The 17,406-nt window shown below is 58.3% G+C and carries 19 protein-coding genes; 7 read left to right on the top strand and 12 right to left on the bottom strand.

What is annotated here, in order from left to right; genetic code table 11:
* The first annotated feature begins 21 nt into the window (after positions 1-21).
* Positions 22-1,440 carry a methyl-accepting chemotaxis protein gene (locus AC0V6L_RS13400; protein WP_486154686.1) on the top strand — a complete coding sequence of 473 codons (1,419 nt, stop codon included), beginning with the start codon at positions 22-24 and terminating at the stop codon, positions 1,438-1,440.
* Positions 1,441-1,464: 24 nt separating this feature from the next.
* On the opposite strand, the gene AC0V6L_RS13405 is transcribed toward AC0V6L_RS13400, so the two are convergent.
* The 6 genes from AC0V6L_RS13405 to AC0V6L_RS13430 form a co-directional block, all read right to left on the bottom strand.
* Positions 1,465-2,319 (bottom strand): AAA family ATPase, encoded by an 855-nt coding sequence (locus tag AC0V6L_RS13405; protein WP_486146125.1) that lies wholly within the window; start codon positions 2,317-2,319, stop codon positions 1,465-1,467.
* Positions 2,320-2,442: 123 nt separating this feature from the next.
* Positions 2,443-3,609 (bottom strand): serine hydrolase, encoded by a 1,167-nt coding sequence (locus AC0V6L_RS13410; RefSeq protein WP_486155148.1) that lies wholly within the window; start codon positions 3,607-3,609, stop codon positions 2,443-2,445.
* A 160-nt stretch (positions 3,610-3,769) separates the two neighbouring features.
* Positions 3,770-4,135, bottom strand: a complete 366-nt coding sequence (locus tag AC0V6L_RS13415) for a hypothetical protein (RefSeq protein ID WP_486154687.1) — start codon at positions 4,133-4,135, stop codon at positions 3,770-3,772.
* Positions 4,132-4,665, bottom strand: coding sequence for a hypothetical protein (locus AC0V6L_RS13420; protein WP_486154688.1), 534 nt, complete (start codon positions 4,663-4,665; stop codon positions 4,132-4,134). Before AC0V6L_RS13420 ends, AC0V6L_RS13415 begins: the two co-directional genes overlap by 4 nt.
* Positions 4,662-6,650, bottom strand: a complete 1,989-nt coding sequence (gene parE / locus AC0V6L_RS13425) for a DNA topoisomerase IV subunit B (protein WP_486154689.1) — start codon at positions 6,648-6,650, stop codon at positions 4,662-4,664. The genes AC0V6L_RS13420 and parE overlap by 4 nt, the downstream gene beginning before the upstream one ends.
* An 88-nt stretch (positions 6,651-6,738) precedes the next feature.
* The gene (locus AC0V6L_RS13430) at positions 6,739-7,911 is read right to left on the bottom strand and encodes a penicillin-binding protein activator (RefSeq protein ID WP_486154690.1); all 1,173 of its coding nucleotides are present in this window, start codon (positions 7,909-7,911) and stop codon (positions 6,739-6,741) included.
* 38 nt (positions 7,912-7,949) lie between these two features.
* Here AC0V6L_RS13430 and rsmI point away from each other — a divergent pair, with 38 nt between their 5' ends.
* The 3 genes from rsmI to gshB are packed head-to-tail and all read left to right on the top strand — an operon-like array spanning position 7,950 to position 10,144.
* A complete protein-coding gene (gene rsmI, locus AC0V6L_RS13435) occupies positions 7,950-8,816 on the top strand; it encodes a 16S rRNA (cytidine(1402)-2'-O)-methyltransferase (protein WP_486154691.1) in 867 nt (288 codons plus the stop codon).
* A complete protein-coding gene (locus AC0V6L_RS13440; protein ID WP_486154692.1) occupies positions 8,813-9,172 on the top strand; it encodes a YraN family protein in 360 nt (119 codons plus the stop codon). The genes rsmI and AC0V6L_RS13440 overlap by 4 nt, the downstream gene beginning before the upstream one ends.
* A 9-nt stretch (positions 9,173-9,181) precedes the next feature.
* Complete coding sequence (gene gshB / locus AC0V6L_RS13445) at positions 9,182-10,144, top strand: glutathione synthase (protein ID WP_486154693.1); 963 nt, start codon at positions 9,182-9,184, stop codon at positions 10,142-10,144.
* A 10-nt stretch (positions 10,145-10,154) separates the two neighbouring features.
* Here the strand turns inward: gshB and AC0V6L_RS13450 are convergent, their stop codons facing one another.
* The 3 genes from AC0V6L_RS13450 to hemW are packed head-to-tail and all read right to left on the bottom strand — an operon-like array spanning position 10,155 to position 12,904.
* Positions 10,155-10,781 carry a hypothetical protein gene (locus AC0V6L_RS13450; RefSeq protein ID WP_486154694.1) on the bottom strand — a complete coding sequence of 209 codons (627 nt, stop codon included), beginning with the start codon at positions 10,779-10,781 and terminating at the stop codon, positions 10,155-10,157.
* 33 nt (positions 10,782-10,814) lie between these two features.
* Positions 10,815-11,726 carry a tyrosine recombinase XerC gene (locus AC0V6L_RS13455; protein WP_486154695.1) on the bottom strand — a complete coding sequence of 304 codons (912 nt, stop codon included), beginning with the start codon at positions 11,724-11,726 and terminating at the stop codon, positions 10,815-10,817.
* Positions 11,727-11,737: 11 nt separating this feature from the next.
* A complete protein-coding gene (gene hemW / locus AC0V6L_RS13460; protein ID WP_486154696.1) occupies positions 11,738-12,904 on the bottom strand; it encodes a radical SAM family heme chaperone HemW in 1,167 nt (388 codons plus the stop codon).
* 135 nt (positions 12,905-13,039) lie between these two features.
* Between hemW and AC0V6L_RS13465 the strand changes: the two genes are divergently transcribed.
* Positions 13,040-13,717 carry a CAP domain-containing protein gene (locus AC0V6L_RS13465; protein ID WP_486154698.1) on the top strand — a complete coding sequence of 226 codons (678 nt, stop codon included), beginning with the start codon at positions 13,040-13,042 and terminating at the stop codon, positions 13,715-13,717.
* Positions 13,718-13,746: 29 nt separating this feature from the next.
* Here AC0V6L_RS13465 and rdgB read toward each other — a convergent pair whose 3' ends face one another.
* The 3 genes from rdgB to rph all read right to left on the bottom strand — a co-directional run bounded on the left by rdgB (position 13,747) and on the right by rph (position 15,604).
* A complete protein-coding gene (rdgB, locus tag AC0V6L_RS13470; RefSeq protein ID WP_486154699.1) occupies positions 13,747-14,373 on the bottom strand; it encodes an RdgB/HAM1 family non-canonical purine NTP pyrophosphatase in 627 nt (208 codons plus the stop codon).
* Complete coding sequence (locus AC0V6L_RS13475; RefSeq protein WP_486154700.1) at positions 14,370-14,723, bottom strand: YcxB family protein; 354 nt, start codon at positions 14,721-14,723, stop codon at positions 14,370-14,372. Before AC0V6L_RS13475 ends, rdgB begins: the two co-directional genes overlap by 4 nt.
* 167 nt (positions 14,724-14,890) lie before the next feature.
* On the bottom strand, positions 14,891-15,604 hold the full coding sequence (rph, locus tag AC0V6L_RS13480; protein WP_486154701.1) for a ribonuclease PH: 714 nt from the start codon (positions 15,602-15,604) through the stop codon (positions 14,891-14,893).
* A gap of 117 nt (positions 15,605-15,721) precedes the next feature.
* Here rph and hrcA point away from each other — a divergent pair, with 117 nt between their 5' ends.
* Entirely contained in the window at positions 15,722-16,768 is a 1,047-nt protein-coding gene (gene hrcA, locus AC0V6L_RS13485) for a heat-inducible transcriptional repressor HrcA (RefSeq protein WP_486155149.1), read from the top strand.
* A gap of 32 nt (positions 16,769-16,800) precedes the next feature.
* Positions 16,801-17,379 (top strand): nucleotide exchange factor GrpE, encoded by a 579-nt coding sequence (gene grpE / locus AC0V6L_RS13490; protein ID WP_486154702.1) that lies wholly within the window; start codon positions 16,801-16,803, stop codon positions 17,377-17,379.
* The last annotated feature ends 27 nt before the right edge of the window (positions 17,380-17,406 follow it).

Here is a 17,406-nt window from a genome sequence, read left to right on the forward strand (position 1 = left end):
ACACCGGGGGACGCTGCTATTATGAAACACGACGCTATCGACACTACTGACGCATCCGCGTTGGATACCATCCCCGAAAAGTGCGGGGCCGTCACAGTTGGCTGCGCTGATGTGGCGGGCATTGTCGAGGCGGTTATCCGGTCATCGGAAGCGTTGCGCGATGAGCACCAGAAACTGCAGGGCACAGTCACCGCTCTCGAAGCGGATCAGGCCAAAGTGTCTGAAGCAAGTGACGAGGCGCGGCTGCTGTCGGAACGCGCGATTGAGCGATTGGGTGAGGGCACATCGCTGATCAATTCCTCGCTTGCCCAGATCGGATCGCTGCTTGTTCTGGTTGAGACTTTGGGCAAACACGTCACCAGTTTTTCCGCCGCGATGGAGCAGGTTCGCCGCAGCGCCAAAGATATCGAAGATATTGCCGAGACAACCAATATTCTGGCGCTGAATGCCACTATCGAAGCCATGCGCGCAGGCGATGCTGGGCGCACATTTGCCGTGGTTGCAAACGAAGTGAAGAGCCTTGCCAATGATACGCGCCATGCCACTGAAGAAATCTCCACGACCATTGATGCGCTGGGCGAAGAGGCAGCGGTTGTCATTGGACAGATAGAGCAGGGCGCTTTGGTCAGGGATCAGGCGCAGGCATCGGTGACCCGGATCGAAAGCACGATCACCAGCGTCGGCGAGCTTGTAGAGGAAGTTGACAAGCAGAACGATATGATCGCGCGCTCAACCGGAACGATCAGCGGCCGGGTAATCGAGGTGCAAGACGTGCTCGAACGCTTTGACAGCTCGAGCAAAAGCAATGAAGCCGAACTGGTCGATGCGCAGCGACGGATCAATGACCTGGAATCGCTTGCGAATGATATGTTCGATGGGCTGGTGCAGTCCGGCCTGTCCCCGCTCGATAGCGCAATGGTTGACCGCGCACAGGAAACCGCGCGCCGCATTGTGGAAGTGACCGAAGACGCGGTCGCTGATGGCACTCTCACGATAGCGCAATTGTTCGACTATGATTACCAGCCTGTTCCCAATTCAAAGCCGGAACGCTTCACCAATCGCTTCTCGCAATTTGCAGATTTGAACTGGCGCACCGTTCTCAATGAGACGACCAATTCCATTGACGATTGCGTTGCGACGGTGTGCGCCGATATGAACGGTTTTATGCCAACCCATATCGATCAATTCTCGCAGGCTCCCACCGGGGACCTGGCGCATGATACGCGCTATTGCCGCAATGGCCGGATTGTTATGGACCAGGCCGACAAGGCCGCCTTGCAAAGCACCGCACCTTACCGGATGTCCGTGTTTCGCCAGGAAGGCGACGGCCAGCACTATTTCATCGTGCGCAGTGTCTATGTTCCGCTGATTATCACCGGCAAACGATGGGGCGATCTGAAACTCGCCTATATGCTCGGCGGGTATGACCACCTGATGTGATTGCGCCTCAGGTGGGATTGCGCGTTAGGTGGGATTGCGGCGCGCCATAAAGGCCAGCCGTTCAAACATCATCACATCCTGCTCATTTTTGAGCAGCGCGCCATGCAAAGGCGGGATTGCATTGTTGGGATTGGCATCCTGCAATGTCTCAAGCGGCATATCCTCATTGAGCAGCAATTTCAGCCAATCGAGCAATTCACTGGTCGAAGGCTTTTTCTTAAGGCCGGGCACTTCGCGCAGCTCGTAGAAAATATCCATCGCCTTTTTCACCAGGGTTTTCTGGATATCGGGGAAGTGCACATCAATGATCGACTGCATCGTGTCGCGGTCGGGAAATTTGATGTAGTGAAAGAAACAGCGGCGCAGAAATGCGTCGGGCAATTCCTTTTCATTGTTGGACGTGATGACAACGATGGGCCGCTCTTTCGCCTCGATGCGCTCCTGCGTTTCGTAAACGTCAAAGCTCATCCGGTCGAGTTCCTGAAGCAAATCGTTCGGAAACTCGATATCGGCCTTGTCGATCTCATCAATCAGCAGGACGGGCAGCTTTTCGCTGGTAAAAGCTTCCCACAATTTGCCCTTTTTGATGTAATTGCGAATATCGTGAACGCGCTCTTCGCCCAGCTGCCCATCGCGCAGACGCGCCACCGCGTCATATTCATACAGGCCCTGCTGAGCCTTCGTTGAGGACTTGATGTTCCATTCGATCATCGGCGCGCCAAGCGCTTTTGAAATCTCATGCGCCAGCACGGTTTTGCCTGTCCCCGGCTCGCCTTTCACCAGCAAAGGCCGACGCAAAGTGACAGCGGCGTTCACCGCGACTTTCAGATCATCGGTTGCGATATAATTGCTGGTGCCTTCGAAACGGGTATCGGCCATGAGTTTTCCTATGAGACTTAATTTGCTTGCCCAACCGATAAGCGGCGAGCCTTCGGTGCGCAAGGGGGGCAGAGCTAGTGTTTTAGTATGGGAGCACGAAAGGGCGCTTGGGTCATGACACGCTTAGCGGGGAAGCGTCAGAAGCCGCTGCGCAAAGGTCATCAATTCCTGCGTGTCCATATCCGCATCGGGATTGTTCCAACCCAAAGTCAGGACGTGGTCCACGCCATCTCTATCGGTGAGCAGCCATGTCAGATTGCGCACGCCGGGTTCTGAGCCGCCTTTATAGCCCGCAAATGCCCACTCGCGCAGATATTCATCGCCAATGCCTTTGTTGATTGCCATGATTTCGAACACCTGCGGATCAGCTTCGGCGCGCATATAGCGCATGAGGCCAAGCAGATCCTGCGCGCTGGCAAGCCATTCCACATCAATGCGCACCGGATCACCAGCAAAGGCCGCCGAAATCGCTTCATCGCTGGGGGCATTGGTTTCAAGTCGCTCTAGGATTGCGAGCCGATCTTCAGGCGAACCGCTGGCATAGGCCGCAAGCCGTGCAGGATCACCGCCTTTCAGCAGAAACAATTCGCGCGTGGTCATAAACGGCGCGCTCAAATGCGGGGCTGTATGGCCGCTCGCTTGCATTGCACCGAACACATTATCCCGGCCCAAAACCTGAATGAGCTGATCGGTTGCCGTGTTGTCGCTGATTGATATCATCAGGCTGGCCAATGTGTGCAGCGTTACAGGCGCGCCCTGCGGCCAATCCTGCATCATGCCGCTGGGATAGCTTTGCACCGAAAGCGGGACTGTATCATCCCACGATCGCTGCCCTTGGGCCACCTGTTTGCCCAGCTTTGCGAGCACGTAAAACTTGAAAGTGGACCCCAATCCGAGCGGTGTATCGGTGTTGATGGCCAGCGCGGCATCATGGCCATCAAGCGGGCCGAAATAGGCGCTGACCGTGCCGGGCAGGGCGGCAAGGTCTGCTGCGATTTTCTCGGTCGTGTCGCCGTCCGCGCTGATCGGTTCGATGGTTCTGAAGACAAGCTCGCTGACTTTGCCCGGCTCATCCGCGTCGATCGCCAATCCCCCTTTGGCGATGCCGCGTTCAAATCGCACTTCGTAAACCGAGCGGGTGCCGGTTTTGGGAGCGAGCGTTTCAACCGACAGAGCAGCGCCATATTGCGCTACCAAATTCTGCGCGAAGGATTTGATCTGATTGGCAGGGATTGCAGCGAGAAATTCATCCGAAAGCACCGCTTCGGGCTCCACCTCGCCATTGATCATGGCGATCACCTGAACCGCGCGAAATTCGATTAGGCTGCGTTCTTCAACTCCGGCCGCCTCAGCCGAATTGTCTTGAGCCAGAAGGGGGTGTGAAATGGGGCGTGAAGCAGCGCCAGACCCGCTGCGATCAGACAGATGGGGCGCATAGATACCTCCTGAATTAGACCGAAAGAGCAGCGGCCGTCACGAATAGCGTATTCATAGCCAGCGCCAAAACGGTTGCCACTTTCCAGCCCCGGCCAGCGGAATGCATCCCGCGATCCCATGTCCATTTCAGCACCGCTCCGCCCGACAGCGCCGTGAGGGCAACCGGCACCCAATCGGCCTGATTGATCGTGATGACGAGCAATGTGCTGGCGACTACGAAATGGAGCAGAAATGCGCCTGTGAACCACACAATCGGAACGGGCCGGTAGGCGGTATCGGGCATTTCCCAATCCGGCAGCGAGCTATCGGGCCGCGACAGACGGCGGTCGCCTGCCATAATGTCCTCTTCGCGCGGATTGGGGATTTTCCGGTCGGTCATTCCGTGCTGTCTTCGATCCTTACAAACGTGCCGCCATACCAATTGCCGGTGGCCTCGCCATTTGCAGCGAACTGTGTCGACATCATCTCATAGGTGTCTTGAGAAAGCCAAGTGTATCTGTAAATCCGGTACGTTCCTTCTGGTTCATCAGAGAACCGTATGCTGAGCGTCAAATTGCCGCCCGCATCAATGCTGCCTACACCATCACCAAGGCGCGAGGTGCCGAAGTGGGAAAGATGAAAAACCTCGCCGCTCTCGCCATTGACTGCCCACAATATGTGGCCTTTGAAATCGACTGCGTCGACCTGGCACAAAATCGACATGTCGGTGTTTACCCGCGCGCAGTCTGTGCGGTGGCCAGGAATGGAAAGTGTCTGGAGCGTCTCACCGTCCCAGACCTGCTGGAACTGGTCGTCTTTTAACGTCCAACTGCCCTCGAAACGCTCAAACGGGTAGGAAACATTGATATCTTCCGCTTGCGCAGAAGCAGAAAACAGCGCCGCCAACATAGCCAATCGCGCCAACATCATGCGTCGATCATTTCGCGGTCCACATCGCTTGCGTGGTTTTGGATGAAGTTGAAACGGTGTTCAGGATTGCGGCCCATGAGCTGATCGACCAGCACTTTAACGCTTGCGCGGTCTTCAAATTCGGCGGGCAGGGTGATGCGGATAAGGCTGCGCGTGTCAGGGTTCATCGTGGTTTCGCGAAGCTGTGCCGGGTTCATTTCGCCAAGGCCTTTGAACCGGCCAACCTCGACCTTTTTGCCTTTAAACACGGTCGCCTCCAGCTCTGCACGGTGCGCATCATCGGCGGCATAGCGGCTCTCTTTCCCAGCGGTCAGGCGGTAGAGCGGGGGCTGGGCGAGGAACAGGTGCCCCTTACGCACCAGATCAGGCATTTCCTGAAAGAAGAATGTCATCAGCAAAGTTGCGATATGCGCGCCATCGACATCGGCATCAGTCATAATGATGACCCTGTCATAGCGCAGATTTTCCGCATCGCATTCCTTGCGCGTCCCGCATCCCAGCGCGAGCGCGAGATCGGCAATTTCGGAATTGGCGCGGATTTTATCGGCAGTGGCGCTGGCGACATTGAGGATCTTGCCCCGGATCGGCAGGATCGCCTGCGTCTTGCGATTGCGCGCCTGTTTGGCGCTGCCGCCAGCCGAATCCCCCTCAACAATAAACAATTCGGTTTCGCCATCGGTTTCGCCCGAACAATCGGTGAGCTTACCGGGCAAGCGCAGTTTTTTCGCATTGGTCGCGGTCTTGCGCTTGATCTCGCGTTCCTGCTTGCGGCGCAGGCGTTCATCCATGCGCTCCATCACTTCGCCCAGCAGCGCTTTGCCCCGGTCCATATTGTCGGTGAGGAAGTGGTCAAAGTGATCGCGTACCGCGTTTTCAACAAGGCGATTGGCCTCGGGCGAGGTGAGCCGGTCTTTGGTTTGCGACTGAAATTGCGGATCGCGGATAAATACGCTCAGCATCACTTCGCACCCGGTCATCACATCATCGGCGGTGATATCCTTGGCTTTTTTGGTGCCGGTGAGTTCGCCAAAGGCGCGCAAACCCTTGGTCAAAGCCCCGCGAAGGCCCTGTTCATGCGTGCCGCCATCAGGAGTGGGGACGGTGTTGCAATACCAGCTGGTCGAACCATCGGAGAAAAGCGGCCAGGCAATCGCCCATTCGACCCGGCCTTGCACGATGCCATCGGCTTCCGGAAATTCCTGATTGCCGGTGAACGGCTCTGCTGTGACGCATTCGCGCCCGCCGATTTGTTCTTTGAGATGATCGGCCAGCCCGCCGGGGAATTTAAACACCGCCTCTGCCGGAACATCGTCTGAGGCTAAGCTGTCGGCGCATTTCCAGCGGATTTCGACTCCTGCAAACAAATACGCCTTGGACCGGGCAAGCTTGAACAATCGGTGCGGTTTGAACGCGCGGTCGCCGAATATCTCGGTATCGGGAGTAAAAGTGACCGTGGTGCCGCGCCTGTTGGGCGCTGCGCCCAATTCCTCAATCTTGCCCAGCGTCTGGCCTTTGGAAAAGCTTTGCGCATAGAGTTTCTTGTCGCGCGCGACTTCGACGCGGGTGTCGGAGGATAGAGCGTTGACTACGCTCACCCCCACACCGTGCAGGCCGCCGCTGGTGGCATAGGCTTTGCCCGAAAACTTGCCGCCCGAATGCAGGGTGGAAAGGATCACTTCGAGCGTGGATTTGCCCGGAAATTTGGGGTGCTCATCCACCGGAATGCCGCGGCCATTATCGGCAATGGAAAGCCTGTTGCCTTCCTCCAATCGCATCTCAATCCGCGAAGCATGGCCCGCGACCGCTTCGTCCATGGCATTGTCGAGAACTTCTGCTGCAAGGTGATGCAGCGCGCGATCATCGGTCCCCCCAATATACATGCCGGGGCGGCGGCGGACGGGCTCTAACCCTTCGAGAACCTCGATCGAGGAGCTATCGTAATCGCCGGAGGAGGCAGGCGTGCCATCAAACAGATCATCGGACATGGCGCTGATATAGGCAGCGCGTGTCCGATGTCACAAGGTGGGGCGGTGCCTTATGCGCAACTCTGCGCGCTTGTGCGGAGGGTGCCAATCAGCGTGAAAAGCTGGAAGGGGCCGCATCCACGCGGACAACGCCGCCCGATTGCACCTCGCGCACTTCCAAAGCGCGTTCGGCAATGCCGTTTGCGCCAAAGCGGAAAGCGCCATCGACCCCCAGAAATCCGCCGCGATCAAACAGCTTGGATTTGGGAAAATCGTCCCCCACGCGCCAATCGCGCGCCACGCGCAGGGTCAATAGGACAGAATCGTACCCCAATGTCGCGATCCGATAAGGCTTTGCGCCAAAGCGCTGTTCGTAACTGTCAGCAAAACGGCGGAAACGGCCATCAGAGACGGCAGAAAACAGCGCCCCTTCGATCATGGCGGACTGGGTGAGTTCGGATTCGCCGCTCCACAATTCGGTGCCAAGAATGCGGGTGCCGGTTGCCCCGCTTGATTTAAGCTCGCCTGCCGCCTGCACCGCCAGGCGCGCGCCATCGGCGATTAGAACCGTGTCATATCCCCCTTTGGTGCGCAGACGCTGGGCCGCGCTGACGATAGAGGTGTTGCCGCGGGCATAGCTTTCATTCGACACCAGAACGCCGCCATAATCGCGCAAAGCGTTTTGCAGCGCGCTGTAAGACCGCTGGCCGTAAGCACCCTGCGGCACAAGGGCCGAGAACCGATTGGACCCGCGCGCGCGGGCATAGCGGACCGTGCGGCGAATGGATTGTTCGGGGATATGCCCCATCACAAACACATCCGCGCTGGCGACAGTGGCATCGTTGGAAAAGGCAATCGCGGGCACGCGCGCAGGCCGGGCGGCGGCTTGCACTGCGGGCACATTGCCTGCCAGCAGCGGGCCAAGGATCAGTTTGTTGCCATCGGCAATCGCCTGACGCGCCGCTGCGCCTGCGCCTTTGGCGGTGTCATAGGTGGTGATGCGCAGATTGTTCGCATTGGTATCAAGCAGCGCCATCGTGGTCGCATTGGCGAGCGATTGGCCCACTTCTGATGTGTTGCCCGATGTTGGCAGCAGCAGTGCAATCCGGTGGCGCGTTGCATCTGTAGGCAGGCCGGTGGTCGGCTGCGGGGTCGGCGCTGCGACAGGCGGCGGCGTATCCACAGTTGTTTTGGGAATAACGCTGCACCCGGCAAGCGCCACCGCGCCAAGCGCCAATGCCGCTGCACCGCGGCTCATTTTGCTTAAAATCATGCGTTTCATTCTTGCCGACCCCCATTTGCTGCTTCATTGCCCGTCTTGTGACCAATACCGCCAAACCCACAAGGCCTGAATCAGCTTTTTACGAACCCTTGGATCAGGGCCTTTATATTGTCGCAACGCCGATTGGCAATCTAGGCGATATAACGATGCGCGCTGTCGATGTGTTGAGGCGCTGCGATGCTATTGCGTGCGAGGATACGCGCGTCACTGCCAGACTTATGGGGCATCTCGGTCTGAAAAATCAGTTGGTTCGCTATGACGATCATGCCTCTGATGAAAACCGTGCGCAATTGCTGGACCGGGCACGGTCAGAGGCGATTGCTTTGGTGAGTGATGCGGGCACTCCGCTGATTTCTGATCCGGGTTACAGATTGGTGAGCGAGGCGCGCGCTGCCGGGATCAATGTGATTGCCGTGCCCGGAGTTTCAGCCGCAATCGCCGGATTGACCATATCGGGCCTGTCCACGGATCGGTTTGCCTTTGCCGGTTTTCTGCCAGTCAAGGACAAGGCAAAATCCGATATGCTGGCAGACTTTGCAGACTTTTCCGGCACTGTCATATTTTACGAAACCGGCCCGCGACTGGTGCGCAGTCTGGATTTGCTCGCCGCGCTTTGGCCTACGCGCGCCATTGCCGTGGGGCGCGAATTGACCAAGCTGCACGAGGAATGCCGCACAGGCACCGCTGAAACTCTCGCCAAACATTACACCGCGCACCCGCCCAAAGGGGAGATTGTGCTCATGGTCGGCCCGCCTGTGGCAGAGGAAACCGCGCATGACACCGATGCGATGCTGCGCGATGCTCTCACGCAGATGAGCCCCAGCAAAGCAGCAGGCCAGGTTGCCAAAGCCACAGGGACCGACCGCCAGACGCTCTATGCCCGCGCGGTTGAGTTAAAATCATGACCGATCCCAAACGCGTTATCGCTGATCAAAAGGGCCGCGATGCTGAAGCTGAGGCGGCGCAATGGCTGATGCAGCAGGGCTGGCGCGTCGTGGCCCAGCGGGTGAAGACCAAGCTTGGCGAAATTGATCTGATCGCGGCAAAGCCCGGCATAACCGGTTTCTTTGAAGTCAAATGGCGCAAACGCGCCGCAAACCTTGCCGATGCGATTGATGAAAAGCGATTGAGCAGAGTTGCTGCGGCGGTGGAATTGGTCGCTCATGAGTATGCAGCGCCTATGGATGACATAACAATCGACGTATTGCTGCTTGCGCCCGGCACCCGCCCGCGCCACATCGAAAACGCTTGGATGCCTTAAGGAGTTTGCATGAGCCTGCGCATCGCGGTCCAAATGGACCCCATTGAAGATATCAATATCAAAGGCGACAGCTCGTTCGCGCTAATGCTGGCCGCGCAGGAACGCGGGCACACTTTATATGAGTACCACGTCGAAAGCCTGACGCTGGATGCGGATGACCGCCTCTATGCCGAATGCGCGCCGGTGAGCGTGCAGCGGGTCGAGGGCGATCACGTGAAAATTGGGGCGCGCCAGCGGCTCGATCTGGGGCGCGATATTGATGTGATCCTGATGCGGCAGGATCCGCCCTTTCACATGGGCTATATCACCGCGACGCACCTGCTTGAACGCATTCAGGGTGAAACTTTGGTGGTGAATGACCCTGCCAATGTCCGCAATGCGCCGGAAAAGGTGATGGTGCTGAATTACCGCCAGTTTATGCCGCCAACGCTCGTCACCCGGTCCCCTGATGAAGTGAAACGCTTTATGGAAAGCCACGGCGCGGTGGTGGTCAAACCCATTCACGGCAATGGCGGCAAAGCCATCTTTCGCGTGCCCGAAAACGGCGAGAACCTGACAGCCCTGTTCGAGGTGTTCAATCAGACCTGGCCCGAACCGCACATGGTGCAGCCTTTCCTTCCCGAAGTGGCAGAAGGCGACAAACGCATCGTGCTGGTGGACGGCGAAGTGGCAGGCGCAATCAACCGCATTCCGGGCGAGGGTGAGTTTCGCTCAAACCTTGCGATGGGCGGCAGCGCCGAGGCGACGGGCTTGACGGAGCGCGAGGCGGAAATCTGCGCCGCAATGGGGCCGGAACTGAAACGCTTGGGGCTAACCTTTGTCGGCATCGACGTAATCGGCGGCAAATGGCTGACCGAGATCAATGTGACTTCGCCCACGGGGATCGTGGCGATATCGGAGTTTGACGGCAGCGATGTGGCGGGGATGATCTGGGATGCTATTGAGGGGCGGGTTGGTTTAGAGGCCGACTAATAATCGAGGCTTACTTCTGATCCTTAGATTGCAATGGAATGCCAATTCTTGCCGCGACGCCGTCAGCATACAAGCAGACTACGTCATTGGTTGTGCCAGGGTGTATCGACTCGGTTCCTTCGTAGTTACGGGTGATGTTGTCGGCAGAAGAGTGGATCAATTCCTCGACCTGCGACATGCAAATGTCCCGCGCTAAGGTTGTTGTTATGCACCTTCGCAGAAAGCCAAGCTGAAATTGGCTAACACTTTCGTCGAGTTCCAAAGAAATTCTAGAATTGAACGCTTCCCATTCAAAATCTCCGCGCCATCTATCAAGGATAAAATAACCCCAGTAATGAGTGAACTTTTGTTCTTTTGCTGCTTCAATAAATCCACTCTTTGGAAACAACTCTGATGGCTCATATCCACACTCCTCGCCATCGGGCGGAGCAAGGTGACTGGAAAGTATAGCTGGGTTTTTCTCGTGGTCCCGGTAGGCACTGACGAGTCGATCGCCTTCTGTTCGGGTCGGCCAAGGGTCCTCTGGTGCATTGATAGCGATGGTTGTCGCGATTGCGGCAACGAGGATTGGTCCAAAGAATGAGACCAAGCCAATTACGAAGAGGGCTACGGCCACTCGCTTAGTCAGTCGCACCATAATGTACCTCTGTTCATCCTGGTGTATCTGCATTCAAGATTTCTTCGCCCGGGGATGCGCGCCCCGGTATGTCTCCAGCATGCTCGCGGCATCCACCTTCGTATAAATCTGCGTCGAGCCAAGCGATGCATGCCCCAACAATTCTTGCAAGGACCGCAAATCCGCGCCCGCTCCCAGCAAGTGCGTCGCGAAGGAATGGCGCAGAGCGTGCGGCGTTGCTGTATCGGGCAGGCCGAGCGCCGTGCGAGCGCGGGCCACCGCTTTTTGTACCATTCCTGCGGCGAGCGGCCCGCCTTTTGCTCCCCGAAACAACGCCTCTTCCGGCGCGAGGGGGAGGGGGCAGGCCTCGGCATATTCGGCCACAGCCTGGCGGGTGATGGGCAGAACGGGGACGATGCGCTGTTTGCCGCCTTTTCCGGTGACGGTCAGAGTCTCTGCCAATGGCGCGTCGCTGCCTTTCAACGACAATGTCTCTGCTATTCGCAACCCGCTGCCATACATAAGCAGCAGCACCGCACGGTCGCGCGCGCCGATCCAGTCTTCTCCCGCTGCCCCCTCGACCAGATCGGCAAGGCCCACCGCCTCATCCGGAGTGACAGGGCGGGGCAGGCCTTTTTTGAGGCGCGGTCCGCGCATTCGCGGGGCTGCGGGGTCGGGGTCGCCGGTTTCAGCGCGGGCAAAAGCGATAAAGGCTTTCACCGCCGACAATTCGCGCGCGGCACTGGCGTTCGATAAACCGCCCGCACGGCGCGCAGCGAGGAACGCGCGCAATTGAGGCGCTTCAATGGCGGCGATATCGGTCAGCGCTTTGCACTGGAAATGCGCGATCAGATTGCGCGCGGCATTCCCATAAGCGCGCACGGTGTGCGGGGACCGGCGCAGCGAATGGGTGAGGTGATGCGTCCACACCTCCAACATGCCAGCGATGCTTTGTGCGGTGCTCATGTCTGAATTGCTCATGGGGACACCAATTCATCAGCGACAAGCTCAGCCAGCAGCGCATCAAGCAGCGGCCTGCCATCGCGCGCCACGCCCAACCGGCGGCCATCGCTTTCGCCATCGCGCCAGATCAGGCCCTGTTTTTCATACAGCGCGGCTTTGCCCGGATTGATGAGGCGGTCTGGCGCAATCCCGAACCTTTCCGCCAAAGCGCCCAGATCTATGCCTTGCGCCAATCGCAGGCCCATCAGCAAAGCCTCACTCGCCTGTTCGCGCGCGCTCAGATGGCGCTGCTCGGCAATGCCGTGGCCGCGTTGTGTCACCGCGCGCAGGTAATTTTCCGGCTTTTTGTGCCGCACCGTCGCAGCGCCCGCGCGCCGCCCATGCGCGCCGGGGCCAATGCCGCAATAATCCTGATACCGCCAATAGGTCAGGTTATGGCGGCTTTCCTCGCCGCCGCGCGCGTGATTGCTGGTCTCATAAGCTGGCAGGCCCGCCGCCACGGTAAAGTCCTGTGTGATCGCAAACAGATCGGCGGCCCGGTCTGCATCAAGCGGCGCGAAAACGCCGCGCAGCACATCGGTTTCAAACCGGGTCGAAGGCTCAATCGTCAGCTGGTAAAGCGAGAGATGCCCTGTCCCAAAAGACAGCGCGCGCGCCAGTTGCGCTTCCCACGCCTGCGCTGTTTGATCGGGCAGGGCATAGATGAGATCAAAGCTGACCCTGTCAAAACACGCCTGCGCCGTTTCAAGCGCGGCCAAAGCTTCGCCTGCGCTGTGCAATCGGCCCAGCCATTGCAGCGCCTCATCCTCCAAGGATTGCACGCCCAGCGATACGCGGCCAATCCCGCAAGCGGAAAGATCGGCAAAGCGGCCCGCCTCGACCGAGGAAGGGTTCGCTTCCAAAGTGATCTCAATATCGGGCGCAAATCCCCAAAGCGTCTCAGCCTCCCCCAGCAAGGCCCCAACCAATGCCGGCGGCATCAGCGACGGTGTGCCGCCGCCAAAAAACACCGAGGTCAGCGGCGCGCTGGTGTCTGCCGCGCTCGCCTCTGCGCGCATATCCGCGATCAAAGCGGCCTGCCACGCCGCCACATCCACATCAGCACGGACATGCGAGTTAAAGTCGCAATAGGGGCATTTCTTTTCGCAAAAGGGCCAGTGGATATAAAGCGCGCGTGCCATTGGGCCTGTCATAGGCCCGTTCAGCCGGAAATGGCCACACCTTGCCGCTAACCTGCGGGGGAAGGCGCATTTGCTAAGGCGGCGGTAACCCTTTTTGCCTAGGTTTCGGCAAATAAATTAAAGAAGACGGGACGTATGAAAAACACACATTTTGGCGCAGGCGTGCGGCGCGCTTTGGCAATTGCTTTGGTTCCCATGATGGTGGCTTGCGGGGGAGGGGATGGCGCATCCTCTGCTGGCGCAGCGATTGCCGGGCCCGGACCGACACCGTCGCCCAGCCCATCGCCTTCGCCGACTCCATCGCCAACACCGTCCGCATCGCCTTCTCCCACGCCGACGCCCACTCCTACGCAAGGGACAGCATCAGGGCGTCAGAACCAGATGCTCGCCGTTATGCTGGCGGCGCACAATGATGCGCGCGCAGAAGTGGGTGTGCCCGATTTGGTGCTCGATCAGGATTTGAGCGATCAGGCGCTTGCCTATGCAGAGGAACTGGCGCGCACAGGGCGGTTTGAGCACAGTCCCGGAAACACGCGGCAAGGCCAGGGCGAAAACCTGTGGGCCGGTACAGCGGGCGCATTTTCCTACGAAGTGATGGCCGCTGGCTGGATTGATGAGAAGCAATATTACATCCACGCCGCATTCCCGCAGGTCAGCAGCACGGGCAATTGGGCCGATGTCGGGCACTACACCCAGATCATCTGGCGCAACACCACGCGATTGGGCTGCGGGGTCGCTACCGGAACGGGGCGCGATTATCTGGTATGCCGCTATGCGCCGCCGGGCAATGTTACTGGGCAATTCGCCTATTAGCGCGCTGAGTTGACGCGCTGGGCTAGCTTTCAGCCAAATTGATGCGCGACCAGTTTCGCAAACGCATCGGCGCGGTGGCTGATGGCGTGTTTGGCCGCTGGCTCAATCTCGGCGAAGGTCTGGCCTGCGCCTGTGGGCACAAACACTGGATCATAGCCAAATCCCAATTGCCCGCGCGGGGGCCAGGTGAGAGTGCCGGGGCATGTTCCTTCGAACACGTGATGCTCCCCATCGGGCCAGCAAATCGCGAGCACACAGTGAAATGCAGCGGAGCGGTCTGTATCAGGGCCAAGCTCTTGCAGCATCCCTTCAACCTTGCCCATCGCCATGTACCAATCGCGTCCCGGATCGCCTTCGAAATGCTGCCGCTCTGCCCAATCGGCGGTGTAGACACCGGGGCGCCCGCCTAAAGCTGCGACGGCGAGCCCGCTATCATCGGCCAGCGCGGGCAATTGTGAGGCTTCAGCTGCGGCGCGCGCTTTGATTAGAGCGTTCTCGATAAAGGTCGTGCCGGTTTCCGCAGGCTCTGGCAGGCCCAAAGCGCCTGCGGACAGACATTCCATCCCATAAGGGCCAAGCAAGGCCGATATCTCTTTCAGCTTGCCCGCATTATGCGTCGCTATCACCAGCGATCCGCCGCCCAGTTTGCGTGTCATTTTCGCATTGTCCGTTTCTCGTGCAGTCCGCTTTCGATAAGCGCGGCCCGAATGTGGTCGATAAAGACCGGATCGACGCGCCGTTTTGGAATGATGTAGCCCAACATGCGGTTGGCATAGCACACAAAGACATGTTCATCTTCGTTCCAGCGGACAATGTTGGCCCAAAGAACGCGGGCGTTCCCGCTGGATTGAGCGATTTCGACGCCATCAGACAGCAATGACCATCGCTGCTCTTCTTGCAGAAAGGCTGTTTCGCCGAATATCTTGCGCGATTGAGCGGGTAAGATCACCAGGTAATAAAGCGCCCAAAAGACGGCCCCTGCCAATATGCCGACAAGAACGGGCACAATCGCCTCATGAAAGCGGCTTCCCCGGCAACGCCAAACAGCGCTGCAGCCGCCGCGATCAGGACGGCTGCAATCGCAAGCCGCCCTGATTGTCCCCGCCAATGAAGCTTGTGAAAGGCCGTATGATCTGCCTCGCTCAGCTTTATCAAGACGGGAGATTGCACAGCTTACTTCACCGCGTCCAATTGCGCCTTAAAGATCCCATCGCAGCCAATATTGGCGAGACGGAGCAAGCGCAAAAGGCCTTCTTCGTCATAGGTCGCGCCTTCTGCGGTGGCTTGCACTTCGGCGATCTGACCGCCTGAAATCAGCACGAAATTGGCATCCGCATCCGCATCGCTGTCTTCAGGGTAATCCAGATCGAGCACGGGAGTGCCTTTATAGATCCCGCAGGATATTGCGGCGACTTGCGCAGTGATCGGGTCTTCTTTCAGATCGCCCGATGCCATAAGCGAATTGACCGCCAGACGCAGCGCCACCCATGCGCCCGAAATGGACGCGGTGCGCGTGCCGCCATCGGCCTGAATGACATCGCAATCGAGCGTAATCTGGCGCTCGCCCAGTTTCTTAAGGTCAACAACCGCGCGCAAGGATCGCCCGATCAGACGCTGAATTTCCTGAGTGCGGCCCGATTGCTTACCGCGCGCTGCCTCGCGGCTGCCGCGTGTGTGGGTTGCGCGGGGCAGCATGGAATATTCGCCCGTCACCCACCCTTCGCCTTTGCCGCGCAGCCATGGCGGGATGCGCTCTTCAACGCTGGCAGTGCACAAAACGCGCGTATCGCCAAAGCTGATAAGGCATGACCCTTCGGCGTGTTTGGTAAATCCGGTTTCAATCGTGATAGCGCGCATTTCATCAGGCGCGCGTCCAGAAGGTCGCATGGGTTTCGGTTCCTTAAAAGGGGATGATTCTGTCTGATGCGCGGTTTGGCTGGGAACAATCCGGGCTGCAAGGTTTTGCGAATTGGCAAAAACAATTAGATTGGGATCATGAGCGATATGCCCACCATTCTGCCCATCACCGAAATGACCGAGCGCGCGCGCGAAATCTTTCGCCGCGTGGTTGAGGGGTATATTGATAACGGCCAGCCGGTCGGCTCCAAAACGCTGGCCGCAGATGGCGCGCTTAATCTGTCGCCTGCCTCGATCCGGTCGGTTCTGGCGGATTTAGAAGGCGCTGGCCTATTGGAATCGCCGCATACGAGCGCGGGGCGCAGGCCTACCGATGCGGGCCTGCGTATATTTGTCGATGGGATGATGCGGGTCAATCAGCCCACCGCTCAATTGCGCGATCAAATCGAAAGCCGCCTTGGCGCTGCTGGTCCGATTGAGGCGGCGCTGGAACAGGCCAGTTCGCTTTTGTCAGACCTGTCGGGCGCTGCCGGGATGGTGATGGTGCCCACGCGCGAGGTGCGCTTGACGCAATTTAATCTTGTGCCTTTGGGCGCAGATAAAGCGCTCGCTGTGCTGGTGGGCGAAGATGGCAGCGTGGAAAACCGCGTCATCGAAGTGGCGGCGCAATTGCCGCCAAGCGCGCTGGAACAGGCCAGCAATTACATCACCGCAAGGTTGGCCGGGCGAACCTTGGCCGATGCCGAACAGGCCATGCGATCCGAGATAAGCGCAGGCGAAAGCCAACTTGATGATGCCAGCCGCGATCTGGTGGAGCGCGGCCTTGCCGTGTGGAGCGAAGACGCCAATGCGCGCCCGGTTCTGATCGTGCGCGGGGCGGCCAATCTACTGGATGAAGCGGCGCTGGATGATATCGAACGGGTCCGATCGCTCCTCGATGATCTGGAAGATAAACAATCAGTCGCCAGCCTTTTGGAAAGCGCGCGCGGCGCAGATGCCACGCAAATTTACATCGGCAGCGAAAACCGTTTGTTCGGCCTTTCGGGTTCTTCCGTAATTGCATCGCCCTATTATGACAGCGAAGAGAGAGTTGTGGGTGTCTTGGGCGTGATTGGCCCCACTCGCTTGAATTATGCGCGTGTCGTGCCCATGGTAGATTTAACGGCCCGAACACTGGGCCGACTTATCAAATAACGCAAACTTTTAGACCGGATCGCTAAGGCTTTATGGAACATATCGACAAACCTTCTTGTGAGCCCGTGCCTGACGAATTGGAAGGCGTGCCCGAAGAATTGCTGGATCACGGCAGCGATGATGAAGACGCTGATAGCCTGGATGAAGCATTGGAAAGCCTGCGCGGCGATCTCGAAGCGGCCAAGCAGGATGTTCTTTATGCCAAGGCTGAAACGCAAAATGTGCGCCGCCGAATGGAAAAAGAAATCACCGATGCGCGCAATTATGCTGCAACCAGCTTTGCCCGCGATATTCTGAGCGTTGCTGACAACCTGTCACGCGCAGTGGATGCGATACCTGATAGCCTGCGTGAAGATGACAAGATGAAAGGTCTGGTCACAGGGATTGAGGCGACCAAGCGTGAGCTTGAAAAAGTGTTCAAAGGCCACGGCATCGAACGCGTGCCGGCCATGGGCCTGCCGCTTGATCCCAATCACCATCAGGCCATGATGGAAGTGCCCACCGAAGAGCATGAGCCGGGCACTGTGATTCAGGAAATGCAGCCCGGTTGGACAATCAAAGACCGCCTGCTGCGCCCGGCCATGGTGGGCGTGGCGAAAAAACCGGATTGATAGGGAGCCTTCAAGGCTTTTCGCCTT

Source organism: Erythrobacter sp. JB1-15 (assembly GCF_057365035.1).

What these genes read in the sequence shown, in the direction of transcription:
- AC0V6L_RS13405 (WP_486146125.1), bottom strand. Translation starts at nt 2,319, where the DNA reads ATGGCCGATACCCGTTTCGAAGGCACCAGCAATTATATCGCAACCGAT.
- rdgB (WP_486154699.1), bottom strand. Translation starts at nt 14,373, where the DNA reads ATGACACGCAAACTGGGCGGCGGATCGCTGGTGATAGCGACGCATAAT.
- AC0V6L_RS13415 (WP_486154687.1), bottom strand. Translation starts at nt 4,135, where the DNA reads ATGACCGACCGGAAAATCCCCAATCCGCGCGAAGAGGACATTATGGCA.
- AC0V6L_RS13430 (WP_486154690.1), bottom strand. Translation starts at nt 7,911, where the DNA reads ATGAAACGCATGATTTTAAGCAAAATGAGCCGCGGTGCAGCGGCATTG.
- AC0V6L_RS13420 (WP_486154688.1), bottom strand. Translation starts at nt 4,665, where the DNA reads ATGATGTTGGCGCGATTGGCTATGTTGGCGGCGCTGTTTTCTGCTTCT.
- hemW (WP_486154696.1), bottom strand. Translation starts at nt 12,904, where the DNA reads ATGGCACGCGCGCTTTATATCCACTGGCCCTTTTGCGAAAAGAAATGC.
- gshB (WP_486154693.1), top strand. Translation starts at nt 9,182, where the DNA reads ATGAGCCTGCGCATCGCGGTCCAAATGGACCCCATTGAAGATATCAAT.
- rph (WP_486154701.1), bottom strand. Translation starts at nt 15,604, where the DNA reads ATGCGACCTTCTGGACGCGCGCCTGATGAAATGCGCGCTATCACGATT.
- AC0V6L_RS13400 (WP_486154686.1), top strand. Translation starts at nt 22, where the DNA reads ATGAAACACGACGCTATCGACACTACTGACGCATCCGCGTTGGATACC.
- hrcA (WP_486155149.1), top strand. Translation starts at nt 15,722, where the DNA reads ATGCCCACCATTCTGCCCATCACCGAAATGACCGAGCGCGCGCGCGAA.
- parE (WP_486154689.1), bottom strand. Translation starts at nt 6,650, where the DNA reads ATGTCCGATGATCTGTTTGATGGCACGCCTGCCTCCTCCGGCGATTAC.
- AC0V6L_RS13450 (WP_486154694.1), bottom strand. Translation starts at nt 10,781, where the DNA reads ATGGTGCGACTGACTAAGCGAGTGGCCGTAGCCCTCTTCGTAATTGGC.
- AC0V6L_RS13465 (WP_486154698.1), top strand. Translation starts at nt 13,040, where the DNA reads ATGAAAAACACACATTTTGGCGCAGGCGTGCGGCGCGCTTTGGCAATT.
- AC0V6L_RS13455 (WP_486154695.1), bottom strand. Translation starts at nt 11,726, where the DNA reads ATGAGCACCGCACAAAGCATCGCTGGCATGTTGGAGGTGTGGACGCAT.
- AC0V6L_RS13410 (WP_486155148.1), bottom strand. Translation starts at nt 3,609, where the DNA reads ATGATCAATGGCGAGGTGGAGCCCGAAGCGGTGCTTTCGGATGAATTT.
- grpE (WP_486154702.1), top strand. Translation starts at nt 16,801, where the DNA reads ATGGAACATATCGACAAACCTTCTTGTGAGCCCGTGCCTGACGAATTG.
- AC0V6L_RS13440 (WP_486154692.1), top strand. Translation starts at nt 8,813, where the DNA reads ATGACCGATCCCAAACGCGTTATCGCTGATCAAAAGGGCCGCGATGCT.